We start from the raw sequence: 15,708 nt of genomic DNA, 5'->3' as shown, positions 1-15,708 counted from the left end.
CCTCGTCAAGCGGCCAGACGTTGCGTGCGCGGACGCGCCCGAAAGCCCGCCAGCGGCAGCAGCTTGCCGTGTTCGCGCGACAACCGGTCCTCGCCCGGTGCCGCCTCCACGCGCGGGTGCTGGCAGGACGAACAGGCACCGTGGATCTGCACGTCGAAAGTGCCCGCCGGCGGCAGGCCCTTGCTCAGGGCCACCCGCATCAGCGCCTCCTGGAGTTCGCGGTCCTGCACCTCGGTGAAACTGCCGCATCCGCTGCAGCGCATGCGAACGCTCGTGGCGTCGGCATGGGCGCCGGGCGCCACGTAGCGGAACACCGCCAGCGCCCCGCCACGGCTGCGCGCCCACTCGCGCTCGATGAGCCCGGAATGCTCGAACTCCTTGAGGATGCGATAGACCGTGGTCAGGCTGGCCGAGGTGCCGCGCAGCAGCATGCGGCGAAACACCTCTTCGCCGCGTTGCCATTCGCTGCCTGCGTCCGCCAGCGTCTGGAGCACGCACAGCCGCACCACGGACGGCCGGATCCGCGCGGCGCGCAACTGCGACATGAACACCGGGCGGTGCGTCTCTCGGGTTTGCGGGTCGTCGCTCATGCGGCAAGGCTCTCCAGGTGACCGCGCGGCCGGTCGTGCGCAATGCGCCCGGCGTGCATGGTGATGACGCGGTCGGCCAGGTGGAAGTAGCGGTCGTCGTGCGAGATCACGACCAGCAGGTGCCCCTTGGCGCGCAGCTCGGGCAGCAGCTCGGTATAGAACAGGTGGCGGAAGGTCGGGTCCTGGTCGGCGGCCCATTCGTCGAACACCAGCACCGGGCGCCCCTCGAGGTAGGCGTGCACCAGGGCCAGGCGCTTGCGCTGGCCGGTGGACAGGTCGGTGGTGGTGAAGGCGCCGTTCTTCAGGCTCACCTTGTGGGCAATTTCCAGCCGTTCCAGGTAGGGCAAGGCGCGTTGCGGCAGCACCTGCATGCTGGCCTCGCCCTGCGCTTCGTCCGGGCCGGCGGCAAGGTCCTCGAACAGGTAGAAGTCGGAAAACACCGTGGTGAAGAGCTGGCGGTAGTCGTCGCGGCGCTCGGGGCCCACGCCGGTGCCGTCGATCGCCACCTCGCCTTCGTGCGGCGCGTACAGGCCCAGCAGCAGCTTGACGAGCGTGGTCTTGCCGGAGCCGTTGTCGCCCACCACGAACACCATCTCGCCGCGGCGCAGCTGCAGGTCGATGGGCCCCAGCGCAAAGGCCTCGCCGCCCTCGGGCGCATCGAAGGCGTAGCGCACGCCGCGCAGGGCGATCTCGTGCTCGAACTTCAGCTCGCTGCCGGCGTGGCCGACGTGCAGGTGCGGCTCCGGCGTGGCAAAGCGCGCCGACAGGTCGGCGATGCGCCGGAAAGCCACGCGCGCCCGGCCCACCGCCGGCAGCGCGCCTGCGATCTGGTCCATCGGCCCCTTCAGGAACAGCAGCACCAGCACGAAGCCGCTGAGCACCGCGGGCTCGGTCGCTTGGAACGAGGCCCAGCCCAGGATCAGCGCGATCAGCAGGAAGAACAGGCCCGAGCCGAATGCCGTGGCCATGACGAAGGTATTGATCGCACGCCCGTTGACATTGCGGATGTTGTCGACGATGCGCTCGACCTGGCCGCCGAACATGCGCTGGCGGCGCACGCGGTGCATGCGCAGCTCCTTGGCGCCTTCGCTGATCGCGCGGTAGGCCTTGTGCAGCTGGTCCTCGTGCTCGCGCGCCTTCCAGAAACCGTTCACGCCGCGGACCTGCGCCATGGCCTGCACCGTCGCGCCGATGGCCAGCGCCACCACCAGCACCCCGAACAGCGGCAGCGACAGGTACGCCAGGTAGCCCAGGCAGCCAAGCGCGGTGACGCAGGCGATCAGCGTGGCGGCCAGCGCGAACGCCACGTCGCTGACCATGTCCACGTCCTGGGACAGCACGGGCATCAGACGGTGCGTGCGGTAGCGCTCCAGCGCGTCGATCGGCGCCGACAAAATCTTCTGCGCCAGGCTCTTGCGAACCTGCGCGACCACCCGCTGGCCGACGTAGTTGGTGGAGACATCGGACACCATGCGCCCGAACAGCGCCACCGCGCACAGCGCGATGAAGCTCAGCAGCAGGCCGCCTGACAGGCCGCCCTGCCGGTTGAGCACCTGGTTGATGGTGCTCAGCAGCGCGACCGTGGCCGCACCCGCGCCGATGCCCGTGACCGCCGAGAGCAGGATCCACGGCAGGAACGGCTTGAGCAGGCGTGCGAACTCGCCGTCGGCAGCGGGGGCAGTGGTCATGCAAGAACTCTTTCCGCCCGCAGGCGACTGGGGTCCGGCGGCGCGGGCAAGCCTGCCGCCGGAGCAAAACGGATGGAGGCGGCAACGGCCGCCTGTACCCACTAGACGGGTGGCAGCCGCAAATGTTCACGCCGCGTTCGAAGCACGGCGGCATGAACACCGGCGCAGCCCAACCGTCCTAGCTTCATGCCTCCTGCAAATCGCAGCGCCGCCCGCGCGCTCCTTCGCCCCACGGCGCCATGATCGCCCTGCTGGAGCCCTTGTTCCGGGGCGACCTGGCGCCGCACGGCGAGGCGTTGCAGTGCGCGCCGCAACCGCCCGCGGACGCGCTGCGCGTGGCCGACCTGGTGCACTCGCCCGAGCTGCTGGGCCGCATGCTGCGCCTGCATGCGTCGCACCTGGGGGTCGAAGGCAAGGACCTGCGCGCCGTGGCTTCGGCCTGGAGCCTGGGCTACCTCGGCCTGCTGCTGCCGCCGGTCGCGGCCGCCGCCAGCGTGCTGCAACACGGGTTTCCCATGGCCGCCCACCAGGTGTGGGTGCGGCTGGGCCCGCACGCCCATCCGCTGAGCTTTCACATCCGCGAGCTGGGCCGGCCGCAACCCGGCGAGACCACCGGGGCACGCTACTCGGCGCTGCTGCGGCACCACCTGGCGCCGCTGTTCTCGGCGCTGTGCAGCCTGGCGGGCGTGCCGGTGAAGATCCTGTGGGGCAATGCGGCACGCAGCCTCGAGCCGGTGCTCGACCAGGCGCTGGCGCTGACCGGCGCAGCGACGCCCATCGCCGACGACAGGCGGCAGTTGCTGCACACCGCCGCCTGGCCGGCCCGCAGCCCCGGGGGCGAAGCGGCATGGACCAATCCGCTGCCGGGCCCGCAGCGCGAAATTCGCGTGGGCGCCGATGCATGCGAAGACGCGCGGGGCGGCGAGCACGGCGAACGCACCGTGAAGCTGCACCGCCAATGCTGCCTCTTCCACCTGCTGCCGCGCGAAGGCTACTGCGGCGCCTGCCCGTTGTCGCCGGCGCACCGCTGACACCGCCACCCGGCCCGACCTTCTTCCACCCACCACCAGGCGCACATCCATGTCCACCGTACCCAAGGCAAAACTCGTCTACATCATGTCCCTGAGGAATGCGGCGGCCGACAAGGCCGGCCAGCACATCGACTACAAGGGCGGCCAGCGCTACATGAAATCGCCGCTGGAGTACCTGGCCGAAGCGCTCGACCACACGCCGCTGGGCGACGCCTGCTCATTGGAGGCGGTGTTGTTCGACGACGACGAGGGCTCGCCGCGCGACCGCGAGGCCCTGCAGGACTACGGCTTCGGCTTCGATCCCTCGCGCCAGTGGATCTTTCCCGTCGGGCTCCAGGTGCAGGGCCGCCGCGTCAACGACATCTTCCACGGCGTGCCCTCGACCTACCGGCGGCTGCCGCTGGACGCGGCGACCGAGCGCGCCGCCGGCAAGAAGGAGTTCGAGCAGCGCCTGCTCGACCGGCTCCACGCACTGGAGGCCGACATCGTCGTGCTCGACGGCCTGCTGGTGATCCTCGACGAGCTGGCACGGCCCGAGAGCCCCTTCTTCCGCCGCATCGCGAACATCCATCCGGGCATCACGCGGCTGGGGTCGCCCTTCGAGCGGCGCGGCGCCTGGGCCACGCTCGACGCGCTGTACGGCGCCAAGGGCCAGCGAGTGGTCGACTGGCGCACGCGCGAGACGGTCGCGGTCGAGCCGGTGCTCAAGACCGGCGCCTCCTTCCATTACGTGGACACCGGCATCGATTCGGGCGAGGTGATCTTCGACGTGCTGGGCACCGACATCGACCCCGCGGACACCATCCTCGAGCTGCGCTGGAACAACTTCAACCGCAGCCTGTTCCCCGCACTCCACCAGGGCCTGGCCCTGATGGCCGAGACCGTGCCCGCGTGAACATCCGGCGCCGGCGGGCGTCTTCTTACACACGGCCCAGGGCAGGCCGCCGCACGCGGCGCGCCGCCCTCCATCACAGGAGTTGATTTCCATGCCACACGTCCATGATCTGGTCGGGATCGGGTTCGGCCCGTCCAACATCGCCCTGGCCATCGCGCTCGAGGAAAAGCGCCTCGCCACCCGGCCGCTCGATGCGATGTTCATCGAGAAGCAGCCGAGCTTCGCCTGGCACCCGCACATGCTGCTGGACCACGCGCACATGCAGATTTCCTTCATGAAGGACCTTGCCACGCTGCGCAACCCGACCAGTCGCTTCACCTTCATCAACTACCTGCATGAAAAAGGCCGGCTCACCGATTTCGTCAACCTGAAGAGCTTCTTCCCCAGCCGGCACGAGTTCAACGACTACCTCTCGTGGGCGGCCGAGCAGTTCGAGCACGCCTGCGCCTATGGCGAAGAGGTGTTCGAGGTGCTGCCCGAGGACCGGGGTGGCGAGGTGGCGCTGCTGCGCGTGCGCTCGCGCAACCATGCGGGCAAGCTGGTCGAGCGGCTCACGCGCAACCTGGTGGTCGGCATCGGCGGCACGGCCAACATTCCCGACGGCTTTCGCGCCCTGCGGAACGACCCGCGCGTCTTTCATTCGAGCAGCTACCTGCAGGACATTGCACAACTGCCGCACGCGCGCCGCATCGCCGTGGTGGGCGCGGGGCAGAGCGCGGCCGAGATCTTCATGGACCTGCAGGGCCGCCCCGGCGCGCCGCAGGTCGACCTCGTCACGCGCGCACGCTCGATACGCCCGGCCGACGACAGCCCCTTCGTGAACGAGATCTTCAACGCCGAGTTCACCGACTACACCTTCAGCCGCTCCGGCGAAGAGCGCGCCGCGCTGCTCGACGAGTTCTGGCACACCAACTACGCGGTGGCCGACCTGGCGCTGATCCAGCAGATCTACGCGGCCTTCTACCAGCAGCGCGTGACCGGCGGCAACCGCCTGCGCCTGCTGCGCCGGCACGACATCCGCAACGTCACGGCCGACGGCCAGGGCGTGCACCTGGCGTTGTGGGACCAGAACGCGCTGCGCGAGCACACCGTGCGCTACGACGCCGTGGTGCTCGCCACCGGCTACGCGCGGGAGCACCACAAGGCGCTGCTCGCGCCGCTGGCGGGCTACCTGGGCGACTACGAGGTCGACCGGCACTACCGGGTGCTGGCCGCGCCGGGCTTCCAGCCGGCCATCTACCTGCAGGGCGCCTGCGAGGATTCGCACGGGCTGAGCGACACGCTGCTGTCCGTCACTTCGGTCAGGACTGGCGAAATCGGCAGCGCCCTGCTGGCCACGCCGGCCGGTCCGGCGCTGCAGCCGAGGCCGCAGCCCGAAGCGCTCCAGACCTGAAGACCCCATCGCCGGCGGCCGCGCTTGAAAAAAGTTGGGCGGGGGGTGTCTCTGTTTGATGAGTTCGAACGTCTTACTCATAGATGCGCCAGCGACCGGACCAGGACCGAAAACCGGGCCGGCATCCGCACCTGAATGTGAATACGTCGTCATTCGAAAAACTGGAGTTGTTCTTCTATGCGTCCCCTGCCTCGTCAACATCTGCTGAACGCCGCGCTCGCCGCGGCGTTCGGTTCCGTTCTCACCGTCTGGGCCCTCCCGGCTTCAGCGCAGGCGTCCGGCCAGGCCGCGGCGCAGGTGTTCGACGTGCAAGTGCCGTCGCAGGCCCTGGGCGCCGCGCTGAACGAGTTTTCGCGCCAGACCGGCGTGCAGGTGTTCGCCGCGGGCGACGTGGTCGCCGGAACGAGCTCGCGCGCCGTGGCAGGCAAGCTGACGGTGGAGCAGGCCCTGCGCCAGATGCTCGCCGGCTCCTCGCTGGAAGCCACGCGCACCGTCAACGGCGGCTTCGCCGTGCGCCGCGCCGCCGACATTTCCGGCGCCCAGAACACGCTGCCCGCCGTGCAGGTGGTGGCCAACGCCGACGAATCGCCGACCGGCCCCTTCCCCGGCTATGCGGCGCGCCGTACCGCCACGGCCACCAAGACCGACACCCCGGTGCTCGAGGTGCCGCAGTCGATCTCCGTCATCGGCCGCGAGGAAATGGACGCGCGCGGCGCGCAGGACGTCATGGAGGCCATTCGCTACACGCCGGGCGTCACCACCGGCATGTACGGCCCCGACAACCGCGGCTGGGAGTACATCCTGCTGCGCGGCTTCGCCACCACCTACGGCGTCTTCAGGGACGGCCTCGCCCAGCCGCCGTTCGGCCCCACCTACTACCTGACCGAGCCCTATGGGCTGGAGCGCGTGGAGGTCTTGCGCGGCCCGGCGTCGATGGTGTTCGGCCAGGGCGACGCGGGCGGCATCGTCAACCGCGTGAGCAAGCTGGCCAACGGCGAGCGCGTCCGCGAACTCGAGCTCCAGTACGGCAGCTTCCAGCGCAAGCAACTGGCATTCGACCTGGGCGACCAGATCGGCAACGACACCGACCTGAGCTATCGCCTGGTCGGCGTGAGCCTGGACAGCAACGACCAGGACCGCTACCCCGACGGGCGCAAGCTGAACCACACGCGCAGCTACATCGCGCCTTCCGTGCGCTGGCAGCCCAATGCCACCACCTCGTTGACCGTCTTCGGCGAATTCCTCAGGAACAACACGGGCGAGGACCCCTACTACCTCACCCAGAACTACCGTCTCTACCCGATCAAGGTGGGCGACCACAGCTTCGGCCAGCTCAAGCAGACGTCGAGCGCCATCGGCTACCGCTTCGAAACGGCACTGAACGACAGCTGGACCCTGCGCCAGAACTTCCGCTACAGCCAGATCGACCTGAGCCGGCGCGTGGTCTGGGCCGACTCCCTCGGCGAAGACCAGCACACGCTCGCGCGCATCGCCAGGACCTGGAACGACCCCGTGGACCTGGCCGCGCTCGACACCAACGTCCAGGGCAAGCTGCGCTACGGCTCCGTCGAGCACACGGTGCTGCTGGGTGTCGACTACAGCGACCAGAAGGGCAAGCAGCGCCGCTTCATCGGCGCGGCCCCCGACCTCGACCTGTTCGCCCCCGTCTACGGCCAGGCCGTGACGCTGCCCACCGAGCCGCTGAGCAACCTGTCCCAGTCGACGCGCCAGACCGGCTTCTACGCCCAGGACCAGATCAAGTTCGGCGAGAACTGGGTCGTCACCCTCGGCGGGCGCCAGGACCACGTGCGCCAGGTCACCGACAACTACCTGGACTTCACCCGCACCCGCAAATCGGACAGCGCGTTCAGCGGCCGCGCGGGCCTGACCTACCTGCTGGGCAACGGCTGGGCGCCCTACGTCAGCTATGTCACGTCCTTCCTGCCCAACAGCGGCGTGGACGTCAACAGCGAACCCTTCAAGCCCAGCCGCGGCAAGCAGGTCGAGGTGGGTGTCAAGTTCCAGCCCGTGGGCACGCGCACCCTGTTCACCGCCGCGGCCTTCGACCTGCGCAAGACCAACGTGGTCACCGCCGACCCCGCGACCTCCGAGGAACGCCAGACCGGCAAGCAGCGCTCGCGCGGCATCGAGCTGGAGGCCAAGGGCGAAATCGCGCCGGGCCTGAACATTGCCGCCGCCTACACCTGGCTGGACATGAAGGTGCTCGCCAGCCTCGACCCCGACGAGGTCGGCAAGATCCCGCCGCTGGTGCCCAAGCAGTCCGCCTCGGTGTGGCTCGACTACACCCTGGGCAACGGCCTGGGGTTCGGCGGCGGCGTGCGCTACATCGGCAAGCGCCAGAACGACGAGCAGAACACCACGTTCGAACGCGGCGTGACGCTCATCGATGCGTCCGCGCACTACGAACGCGGCCCTTGGCGCTTCGCGCTCAACGTCTCCAACCTGGCGGACAAGAAGTACAACGCGATCTGCTACCACGGCGAGTGCTACCAGGGCACGCGCCGCGCGGCGACCCTGACGGCGCGGTACAAGTTCTGACCTGCCGGCAGCCCGCCGCATGACGAATGCGGTGGGCCTGCCGCAGGACGTATGCGGCGCCCACCGTCAAGCCGCGGCCATTGCACCCCTGATCTGCGCATCGCGCAGGGCCGTATCCAGCTGGCCCAGCAGCGCAGGGTTGCGCACGATGCCCTGGTGGTCGGCGTCCACCTCGAGCGAGGCACGCGCCTCGCCCTCGAACTGCGACAGCAGCGCGGTCTTCTCCGCGGCGGCCCTTCCCTTCTTCCACCAGAAATGCGGCGCCACGTTCAGGCGCGGAAACGCGCCGATCTTCTGCGTGATCGCGTTCATGCGCCGGGTGGCCACGATCCCCTGGACGATGTCGGCCGGCCGCATGCCCATGCCGGTCGCCGCCACGATGTGCTCGACGGCGTCGCGCACGGTCTCGTCGGAGCCTGAGCGGATGGGCTCGAAGCGGTCGAGCATCGCGTCGACGGCTTCGCGGCCCATGCGGGCGTCGGCCGTGTCCTGCACGAAATCCCGGAAGTCGAGGTACCAGCCGTGCGGATCGAAGCGCTCGTCCAGAAGAAAGCTGTCGATCATGCCGAGGAAGGCCACATCGACGCCCTCCTGCTCCAGCAGGCTGGCGACATGCACCGCGACCACCGCGCCCAGCGACCAGCCGACGATGCCGACCGCGCCCTGCGGCCGCGTCCTGCGGATGGCGTCGACGTAGAACCGCGCCATCTGCTCGATGGAATCCAGCGCGGCCACGTCGTCGGTGTAGCTCAGGCCGTAGACGGCGCGCGTGCCTTCCAGGTGGCGTGCCATCGGCCGATAGTCGATCGGATGGCGCAGCGCGGGCGGCACGCAAAAGAGCGGCATCGCCTGCGCCTGCCCGGCATGTGCGCTGAGCAACTGCACCGGCTGCGGCGGCGCGCCGATGTCCAGCTGCGCGACCAGCCCGGCAATCGTCTGTTTCTCGAGCAGGTCCTGCAGCGAAATCTGCACGCTCAGCACACGCGACTTGTTGATTCTGGCCAGCAGCCTGAGCGCCACGAGGGAATCGCCGCCCAGCTCGAAGAAGTTGTCGTGGCGCCCCACGCGCGGCACGCGCAACACCTGTGCCCAGATGGCGGCCAGCGCGGCCTCCAATGCGCCCTGCGCGCCCTCCTGCGGCGGCTCGTCGGGCGCCTGCGCCACGCCGAACTCCGGCGCCGGGAGCGCCTTGCGGTCCACCTTGCCGTTCGCGTTCAGCGGCAACGCCGCCAGCGCCACCAGCGCCGCGGGCACCATGTAGTCGGGCAGCAGCTCGCCGAGCCTGAGGCGCAGTGCCGCGGTGTCGAGGCCGCGCCCCGACACATAGCCCACCAGCCGCGCACCCGAAGGGCCTTCGCCGGCCACCACCACCGCCTCGCGCACGCCGGGCTGCGCCAGCAGGCTGGCCTCGATCTCGCCCAGCTCGACCCGGAAACCGCGGATCTTCACCTGGTGGTCGATGCGCCCGAGGTACTCCAGCTGGCCCTGCGCGTTCCATCGCACCAGGTCGCCCGTGCGGTAGAGCCGGCCGCCGGCGTCGTCGAACGGGTCCGCCACGAAGCGTTGCGCACTCAGGCCCGGGCGCCCCAGGTACCCGCGCGCCAGCAGCGCGCCGCCGATGCACAGCTCGCCCGCCGCGCCTTGGGGCACGGGGCTGAAATCGGCGCCCACCACGCGCAGCGCGCGCCCGGCCAGCGGCACGCCGATCGGCATGCGCTGCGGCAGTTCGTGGCCGGCCTCCAGGTACGGCGCGCAGTCCAGCACCGACGCAGTGACCGTGGCCTCGGTCGGCCCGTAGGTGTTGAGCAGCGTGACCCCGCCCAGGCCCGCCGTGCGCCAGGCATGGAGCCCTTCGCTCGGCATGGCTTCGCCGCCCGCATGAACCTGCCGCAGCGCGCCATAGGAGCGCGCGCCGTGCCGCGCGAAATCCTGCGCGAGCAGCAGCCAGTAGGCGGTGGTGAGGTCGGCCACGCTGATCTGCTTGTCGATGAGTTCGCGGTAGAAGGTGTCGCTGTCCCACAGCAGCGGCCCGCGCAGCACGATCGCGGCGCCCGCGACGAGCGGCGCGAAGGTCTGCTCGATGAAGCCGTCGAAGTTCAGCGTCGAGAACTGCAGCATGCGGTCCGCAGGCGTCAGGCCGAAGAAGCGCACGGACTCCTGCGCGTGCTGCACCAGCGCCCGGTGCGCGATGCCGACACCCTTGGGCTTGCCGGTGGAGCCCGAGGTGTAGATCAGGTAGGCCAGGCTCTCGCCATGCAGCGCGACCTGCGGGTCGTGCGCGGGCCAGGCCGGCTGGCCCGAGGCATCGAGTTCCGGCGCGTCGCGGTCCGGCGTGTCCAGTTCCAGCACCGCCAGCGCCCGGCCGAAGGGCAGGCGCGCCGCCACGCTCGACTGCGTCAGCAGCAGCGCGATGGCGCTGTCCTCGGCCATGTAGGCCAGCCGGTCCGCCGGATAGCCCGGGTCCAGCGGCACGTAGGCGCCGCCCGCCTTCAGGACCGCGAGGATGCCCACCATCATGTCGATGGAGCGCTCCACCGCGATGCCCACCTTGGCCTCGGGCTTCACGCCCAGCGCCATCAGGCGATGCGCCAGGCGGTTGGCCCTCGCGTTGAGTTCGCCGTAGCTCAGCGTGCGCTCGCCGAACACCAGCGCGGGCGCCAGCGGCCTTTGCGCGGCATGGCGCTCGAACAGGCGGTGCACGGGCTGCGCGTCGTCGTGGCGCCGCGCGTTCACGCCCCAGGCCGACAGCTGCGAGCGCTCGGCCGGGCTCGACAGGTCGACGTCGGAGAAGACCTGGTCCGGATCGAGCGTCAACGCACCGAGCAGGCGCACGTACCCGCCCGCCAGCCGCGCCACGCTGGCCTGGCCGAACAGGTCGGTGTTGTATTCGATCTGCGCGTGGGCCTTCGTCGGCTCGATGAAGAAATCCAGCGACAGGTCGAACTTGGCGCTCGCGCTGTCCGCGCCGATCTGCTGCGTGCGCGCCTCGCCGAACGCGAGGTCGGCCGCGCTGTCGCTCATCTGCAGGCCGAACATCACCTGGAACAGCGGGTTGCGCGACGCATCGCGCTTCTCGTGGCGGCTGGCCAGCAGCGTCTGCAGCGGAAGGTCCGCATGCGCCAGTGCGCCCAGCGCATCGCGCCGCACCCCGCGGCAGATGTCGCGCAGCGTGGCGCGCGGCGCCAGGCGCGCCCTGAACACCTGCGTCGTGATGAAGTACCCGACCAGGTCGCGCACCTCCTCCCGATGCCGCCCGGCGTTGGCCACGCCGACCGCAAAGTCGTTCTGCCCGCTGTACCGGCCCAGCAGCATCTGCCAGGTCGCGAGCAGGACCATGAAGGGCGTGCACTTCTCGGCGCGGCAGAACTTCTGCAGCGCCGCCGCCAGCGCGGGCTCCAGCGCAAAGCGATGCACGGCGCCGCTGAAGGTCTGCCGCGACGCACGTGTGCCATCGAGCGGCAGCTCCAGCGGCGGCACGTCGGCGCCCAGGTGGGCGTTCCAGTAGTTCAGCTGCGTGGCCAGGCCATCGCCCTGCAGGCGCTCGCGCTGCCACAGCGCGTAGTCGGCGTACTGCACCGGCAAGGCCGGCAGCCGCACGGCCGCGCCCGACGCCGATGCCAGCCGGTAGGCCGACGCCAGGTCCGCCGACAGAAGGGGGTTGGACCAGGCGTCCGACACGATGTGGTGTAGGCAGACCGCCAGCACATGCGTGTCTTCGGACAACCTGATCAAGCGCGCCACCAGCGCGGGGGCGGCCTCCAGGTCGAACACGTGCAGCGCCGTCTCGTCCGCGAGCGCGTCGGCGCGCGCCTGCCGCCCGGCCTCGGCCTGCCCGGACAGGTCGAGGCGCTGCAGCACGAATGCCGCGTTGCGCAGCATCTGCTGCATGGGCACGCCGTCCTTCTCGAAGAAGCGGGTGCGCAGGATGCCGTGGCGATCGATCAGGGCCTGGAACGCACGCTCCAGCGCATTCGCGTCCAGCGGGCCGTGCAGGCTGAACCTGCGCGGCAGGTTGTAGGCCGTCAGCCCCGGCGCCAGGCGCTGCAGGACCCAGAGCTGCTCCTGCGCGGGAGACAAGGGCACCTCGTCGCCGTCGGAAACCCGGTGCCGGATGCCGTCGTCGACCTCCCACCCTTCGCTGCGCGCCCCGTCGTTGATTGCCGAAATCCGCTGCGCCGCGTGGGTGCCGTTCATCGCTGTTCCATCCTGCATGTCGAACCGTTCCTGTGCATGAGCATGTGCATGTGCAACCCGCCGCTCATGCGCCGGGCGCATCCTGGCGCCGGGCCTCTTCGTGCGCGCGCGCACTCGTTTCCATTCGCTCGGCGTCCGCGCCCTCCATCGCCCGAAGCGCCGCCGCCAGCGAGGCGACCGAGGGATGGTCGAACACCAGCCCCGGCGCCACATCGACGCGCAGCAGCTTGCGCAGGCGCGCCACCAGCTTGATCACCAGCAGCGAGTGCCCGCCCAGTTCGAAGAAGTCGTCGTCCACGCCGATGGCATCGCGCCCGACCAGCGTGGCCATGCACCCGGCCAGCACCGATTCGAGCGCGTCACGCGGCGGCGCCGTCACCGCCGTGGCCGCCGTGCCCGCCATGCCCGCGCCCCGCGCGTCGGCGCTTGCCGCTGCCAGCAACGACTGCCGGTCTATCTTTCCGTTCGGCAGCCGCGCGAACTCCGCAACGAAGGTGCAGCGCGCGGGCACCATGTGCGCCGGCAGCAGCGTGGCGAGCTGCCCCGTCAGCGCCGCACGTCCGGCTTCGGACGCGAGCGCCGCGTCGGGCACGACGAAGGCCCGGAGCTCGGCGTCGGCAACGCCGCCGGCCGGCGCCAGAACCACAACCACGGCCTGCCGCACGCCGGGCTGCGACAGCAACACCGCCTCCACCTCGGCCGGCTCCACGCGAAAGCCCCGCACCTTGACCTGGTCGTCGGCGCGTCCCGCCAGGCGCAGGCCCCCCTCGGGCAGCACGCACGCCAGGTCGCCCGTGCGGTAGAGCCTTTGCCCGGGCAGGAACGGATCGGCGACGAAGGCGCCCTCCACCTCCCGGTTCAGGTAGCCGCGGCACAGCTGCGCGCCGCCGACGTACACCGCCCCGAGCGCGCCGGCCGGCACCGGTTGCAAGGCCTCGTCCAGCACGTGGACGCGGTTGTTCGCCAGCACGCGCGACAGCGGCAACACCGAAGCCGGGCCCGAGAGCGCGGACACGGCCGCCCCGCCTGCGGACACCCGGTGCACCATCACGCCCACCGTCGTTTCCGTGGGGCCGTAGTGGTTGTAGACCACGGTCTGCGGTGCAAGCCGGGCGATGCGCTCGATGAGCGAGCGCGGTGCGGCCTCGCCGCCCAGCACCAGCGTGGCGGGCAGCTGCGGCGCCTCGTCCTCCAGCAGGGCCTCCAGGTGGGAGGGCACCATCTTGAGCGCGTCGACGCGGCGCTCGCGCATGAAGCCCGCGAAAGCGTGCGCGTCCTTCACGTCGCCCGGTCCTGCCACGACGAGGCAGGCGCCGTGGTGGAACGCGCTGAAGAGCGCCGTGTTGCCCAGGTCCGCGACGACCGAGCTGGTGAGCGCCCAGCGGCGGCACCGGCCCAGATCCATGGCCGACGACACCGCGGCCACGTAGTTGAGCAGCTGGCCCTGCTCGATCACCACGCCCTTGGGCGTGCCGGTCGAGCCCGAGGTGTAGAGCACATAGGCCAGGTCCTGCATCGCGGGCCGGTGTGCCGGCACGCTGCCGGCCGCGCCGTCGAGGTCCTTGCCGTCCATGGCATCCAGCGAAACCTCTCGCCACGGCACGGGGCCGGCCGGCAGCGGCCCGGCGGCATGGAGCACGAGCGACGGCCTGGCATCTTCCAGCACGGCCTGGCGCCGGGCGGCGGGCCACTCGGGGTCCAGCGGCAGGTAGCCCGCTCCGATGCGCCAACTCGCGAACATCGCCACCAGCAGGTCGGCCGAGCGCGCAAGGTCGAGCGCCACCAGCGTGCCGGCCACGGCCCCCCGGGCCCGCAGGCCGTGCGCCATGCGGTCGATCCGCGCATCGAATTCGCGGTAGCTCAGCCGCAGGTCGCCGGCCTCGAGCGCGGGCGCGTCCGGCGTCGTGCGCGCCCAGCCGGCGACCTGCTCGGCCAGCGTGAGGGTTCCGAAGTCGGCCACCGCGCCGTGGGCCGCGCGCAGCAGCAGCTCGCGCTCGCGCTCGCCGACCAGCGCAAGACCGCCGACCGGCGCATGCGGCTGCGCCAGGGCACTCGCCAGCAAGGTGGCGTACTGCCACAGCAGCCGCTCCAGCGACTGCGGCGAGTGGCGCGCTGCATCGGCATGCAAGCGCAGGGAGAGCCCCTGCCCGGGCTGTCCGGCCTGCCCGACCTGCAGCGCCAGCTCGAAGCAAGGCGACGGGCCGGGCGCGGCCTCCACGCGCCACGCCATGCCGCCCTGCAGCCGCACCGGCGCCTCGTCGAACGTGAACCCCACGTCGAGCTGCGCGGACATCGGCGGCGCATCGATCGCCCAGTACTCCTGCGCCTCGGTGTGCGCCTCGAGCGTTGCGCCCAGGCGCGCGAGCCAGTGCGAGAACCGCTCCTCGGGCGCGATGTCCACGACCATCGGCAGGATCTTCTCGAACACACCCACGGCGCCCTGCATCACTTCGTAGTTGCGCCGGCAATCGTTCTGCCAGCCGGCAACGAACGGCCGGTGGCCCGTCAACCGCGCCAGCAACAGCCACCACACGGCCTGCATCAGCAGCGCCGTGTCGCAGCCGTTCTGCCCGGCCACTTCCTGCGCGCGGGCAGCAAGGGTTGCGTCCAGAGGCAGCGCGTGGCTGATGCATGTACGCACGCCTGCCGGCGTGGCCTCGCGCACGCCGTCCATGCGGGTGTTCAGCCGTGGCGCCTGCAGTACGCCGGCACGCTCGATGCACGCACGCCAGTAGGCGCGCCCTTCGTCCGCTTCTTCGGCGCCGTCGAGCTCCTGGCGCCATTCGACGAACTGCGCGTACTGAAAGACCTCGTCCGCATCGACGGCCTGCCCCGTCAGGTAGGCCGTGGCCACCTGGTCCAGCAGGCACTGCAGGCTGCCCTTGTCCGCGGCGAACACGCTGGCCACCAACAGCAGCTTGTGCCGCGTTTCGCCGATCCGGGCGAGGCCGACGCGCAGCAGCGCGCCGCTTGCAACGTCCAGCGGCGCCTGCGTGCAGCCGGCGGTCCAGTCGGCCAGCGCGGCCGCGCTGTCGGCGCTGTCGGTGCCACCGCAAAGGTCGACCCTGTGCCAATGCGGCGCCGCCGGCGCCGCATCGCGCGCCTGTTGCCGCAGGCCGCGGAAGCCGGGAACCTGCAACACCGCCGCGTGCAAGGCGCCATGGGTCCGCACGACCGATTGCACCGCGGCCTCCAGGCGCGCCGCATCGAGCTCGCCTTCAAGATCGGCCAGCAGCACGAGCCTGGGCGCGCCGGTCGCGGCGTGCTCCCCGTGCTGGGCCCAGGCGGCACGCTGCTCCGGGCTGAGCGGCAAGGAGGAAGAAGAGGCAAGGAAAGCCGGGGTCTCGAACATCGCAGC

General features: G+C 70.7%; 8 protein-coding genes. 4 read left to right on the top strand and 4 right to left on the bottom strand.

Annotated elements, in window-relative coordinates; translation table 11 throughout:
- Positions 1-5 precede the first annotated feature (5 nt).
- Both AC1DJH_RS13170 and AC1DJH_RS13165 read right to left on the bottom strand, forming a co-directional pair.
- The gene (locus AC1DJH_RS13170) at positions 6-590 is read right to left on the bottom strand and encodes a Fur family transcriptional regulator (protein ID WP_478185987.1); all 585 of its coding nucleotides are present in this window, start codon (positions 588-590) and stop codon (positions 6-8) included.
- Positions 587-2,278: a cyclic peptide export ABC transporter gene (locus tag AC1DJH_RS13165; protein ID WP_478185986.1), complete on the bottom strand. Its 1,692-nt coding sequence runs from the start codon at positions 2,276-2,278 to the stop codon at positions 587-589. The genes AC1DJH_RS13170 and AC1DJH_RS13165 overlap by 4 nt, the downstream gene beginning before the upstream one ends.
- Before the next feature lie 239 nt (positions 2,279-2,517).
- On the opposite strand from AC1DJH_RS13165, the gene fhuF reads away from it, so the two are divergent.
- The 4 genes from fhuF (at position 2,518) to AC1DJH_RS13145 (ending at position 8,156) form a co-directional block, all read left to right on the top strand.
- On the top strand, positions 2,518-3,309 hold the full coding sequence (fhuF, locus tag AC1DJH_RS13160) for a siderophore-iron reductase FhuF (protein WP_478185985.1): 792 nt from the start codon (positions 2,518-2,520) through the stop codon (positions 3,307-3,309).
- 49 nt (positions 3,310-3,358) lie between these two features.
- A complete protein-coding gene (locus tag AC1DJH_RS13155) occupies positions 3,359-4,204 on the top strand; it encodes a N(5)-hydroxyornithine transformylase PvdF (protein ID WP_478185984.1) in 846 nt (281 codons plus the stop codon).
- Between the two features lie 91 nt (positions 4,205-4,295).
- The gene (locus AC1DJH_RS13150) at positions 4,296-5,597 is read left to right on the top strand and encodes a lysine N(6)-hydroxylase/L-ornithine N(5)-oxygenase family protein (protein ID WP_478185983.1); all 1,302 of its coding nucleotides are present in this window, start codon (positions 4,296-4,298) and stop codon (positions 5,595-5,597) included.
- A gap of 177 nt (positions 5,598-5,774) precedes the next feature.
- A complete protein-coding gene (locus AC1DJH_RS13145) occupies positions 5,775-8,156 on the top strand; it encodes a TonB-dependent siderophore receptor (RefSeq protein WP_478185982.1) in 2,382 nt (793 codons plus the stop codon).
- Positions 8,157-8,222: 66 nt separating this feature from the next.
- Here AC1DJH_RS13145 and AC1DJH_RS13140 read toward each other — a convergent pair whose 3' ends face one another.
- Together AC1DJH_RS13140 and AC1DJH_RS13135 are read right to left on the bottom strand one after the other, a co-directional pair.
- On the bottom strand, positions 8,223-12,350 hold the full coding sequence (locus tag AC1DJH_RS13140) for an amino acid adenylation domain-containing protein (protein WP_478185981.1): 4,128 nt from the start codon (positions 12,348-12,350) through the stop codon (positions 8,223-8,225).
- Between the two features lie 64 nt (positions 12,351-12,414).
- Positions 12,415-15,702, bottom strand: coding sequence for a non-ribosomal peptide synthetase (locus tag AC1DJH_RS13135; RefSeq protein WP_478185980.1), 3,288 nt, complete (start codon positions 15,700-15,702; stop codon positions 12,415-12,417).
- Positions 15,703-15,708: the final 6 nt, after the last annotated feature.

The organism is Variovorax sp. 10N412, assembly GCF_056394985.1.
Note: the sequence above shows the minus strand (reverse complement) of the source record. Positions and strands in the feature narration are given on the sequence as shown.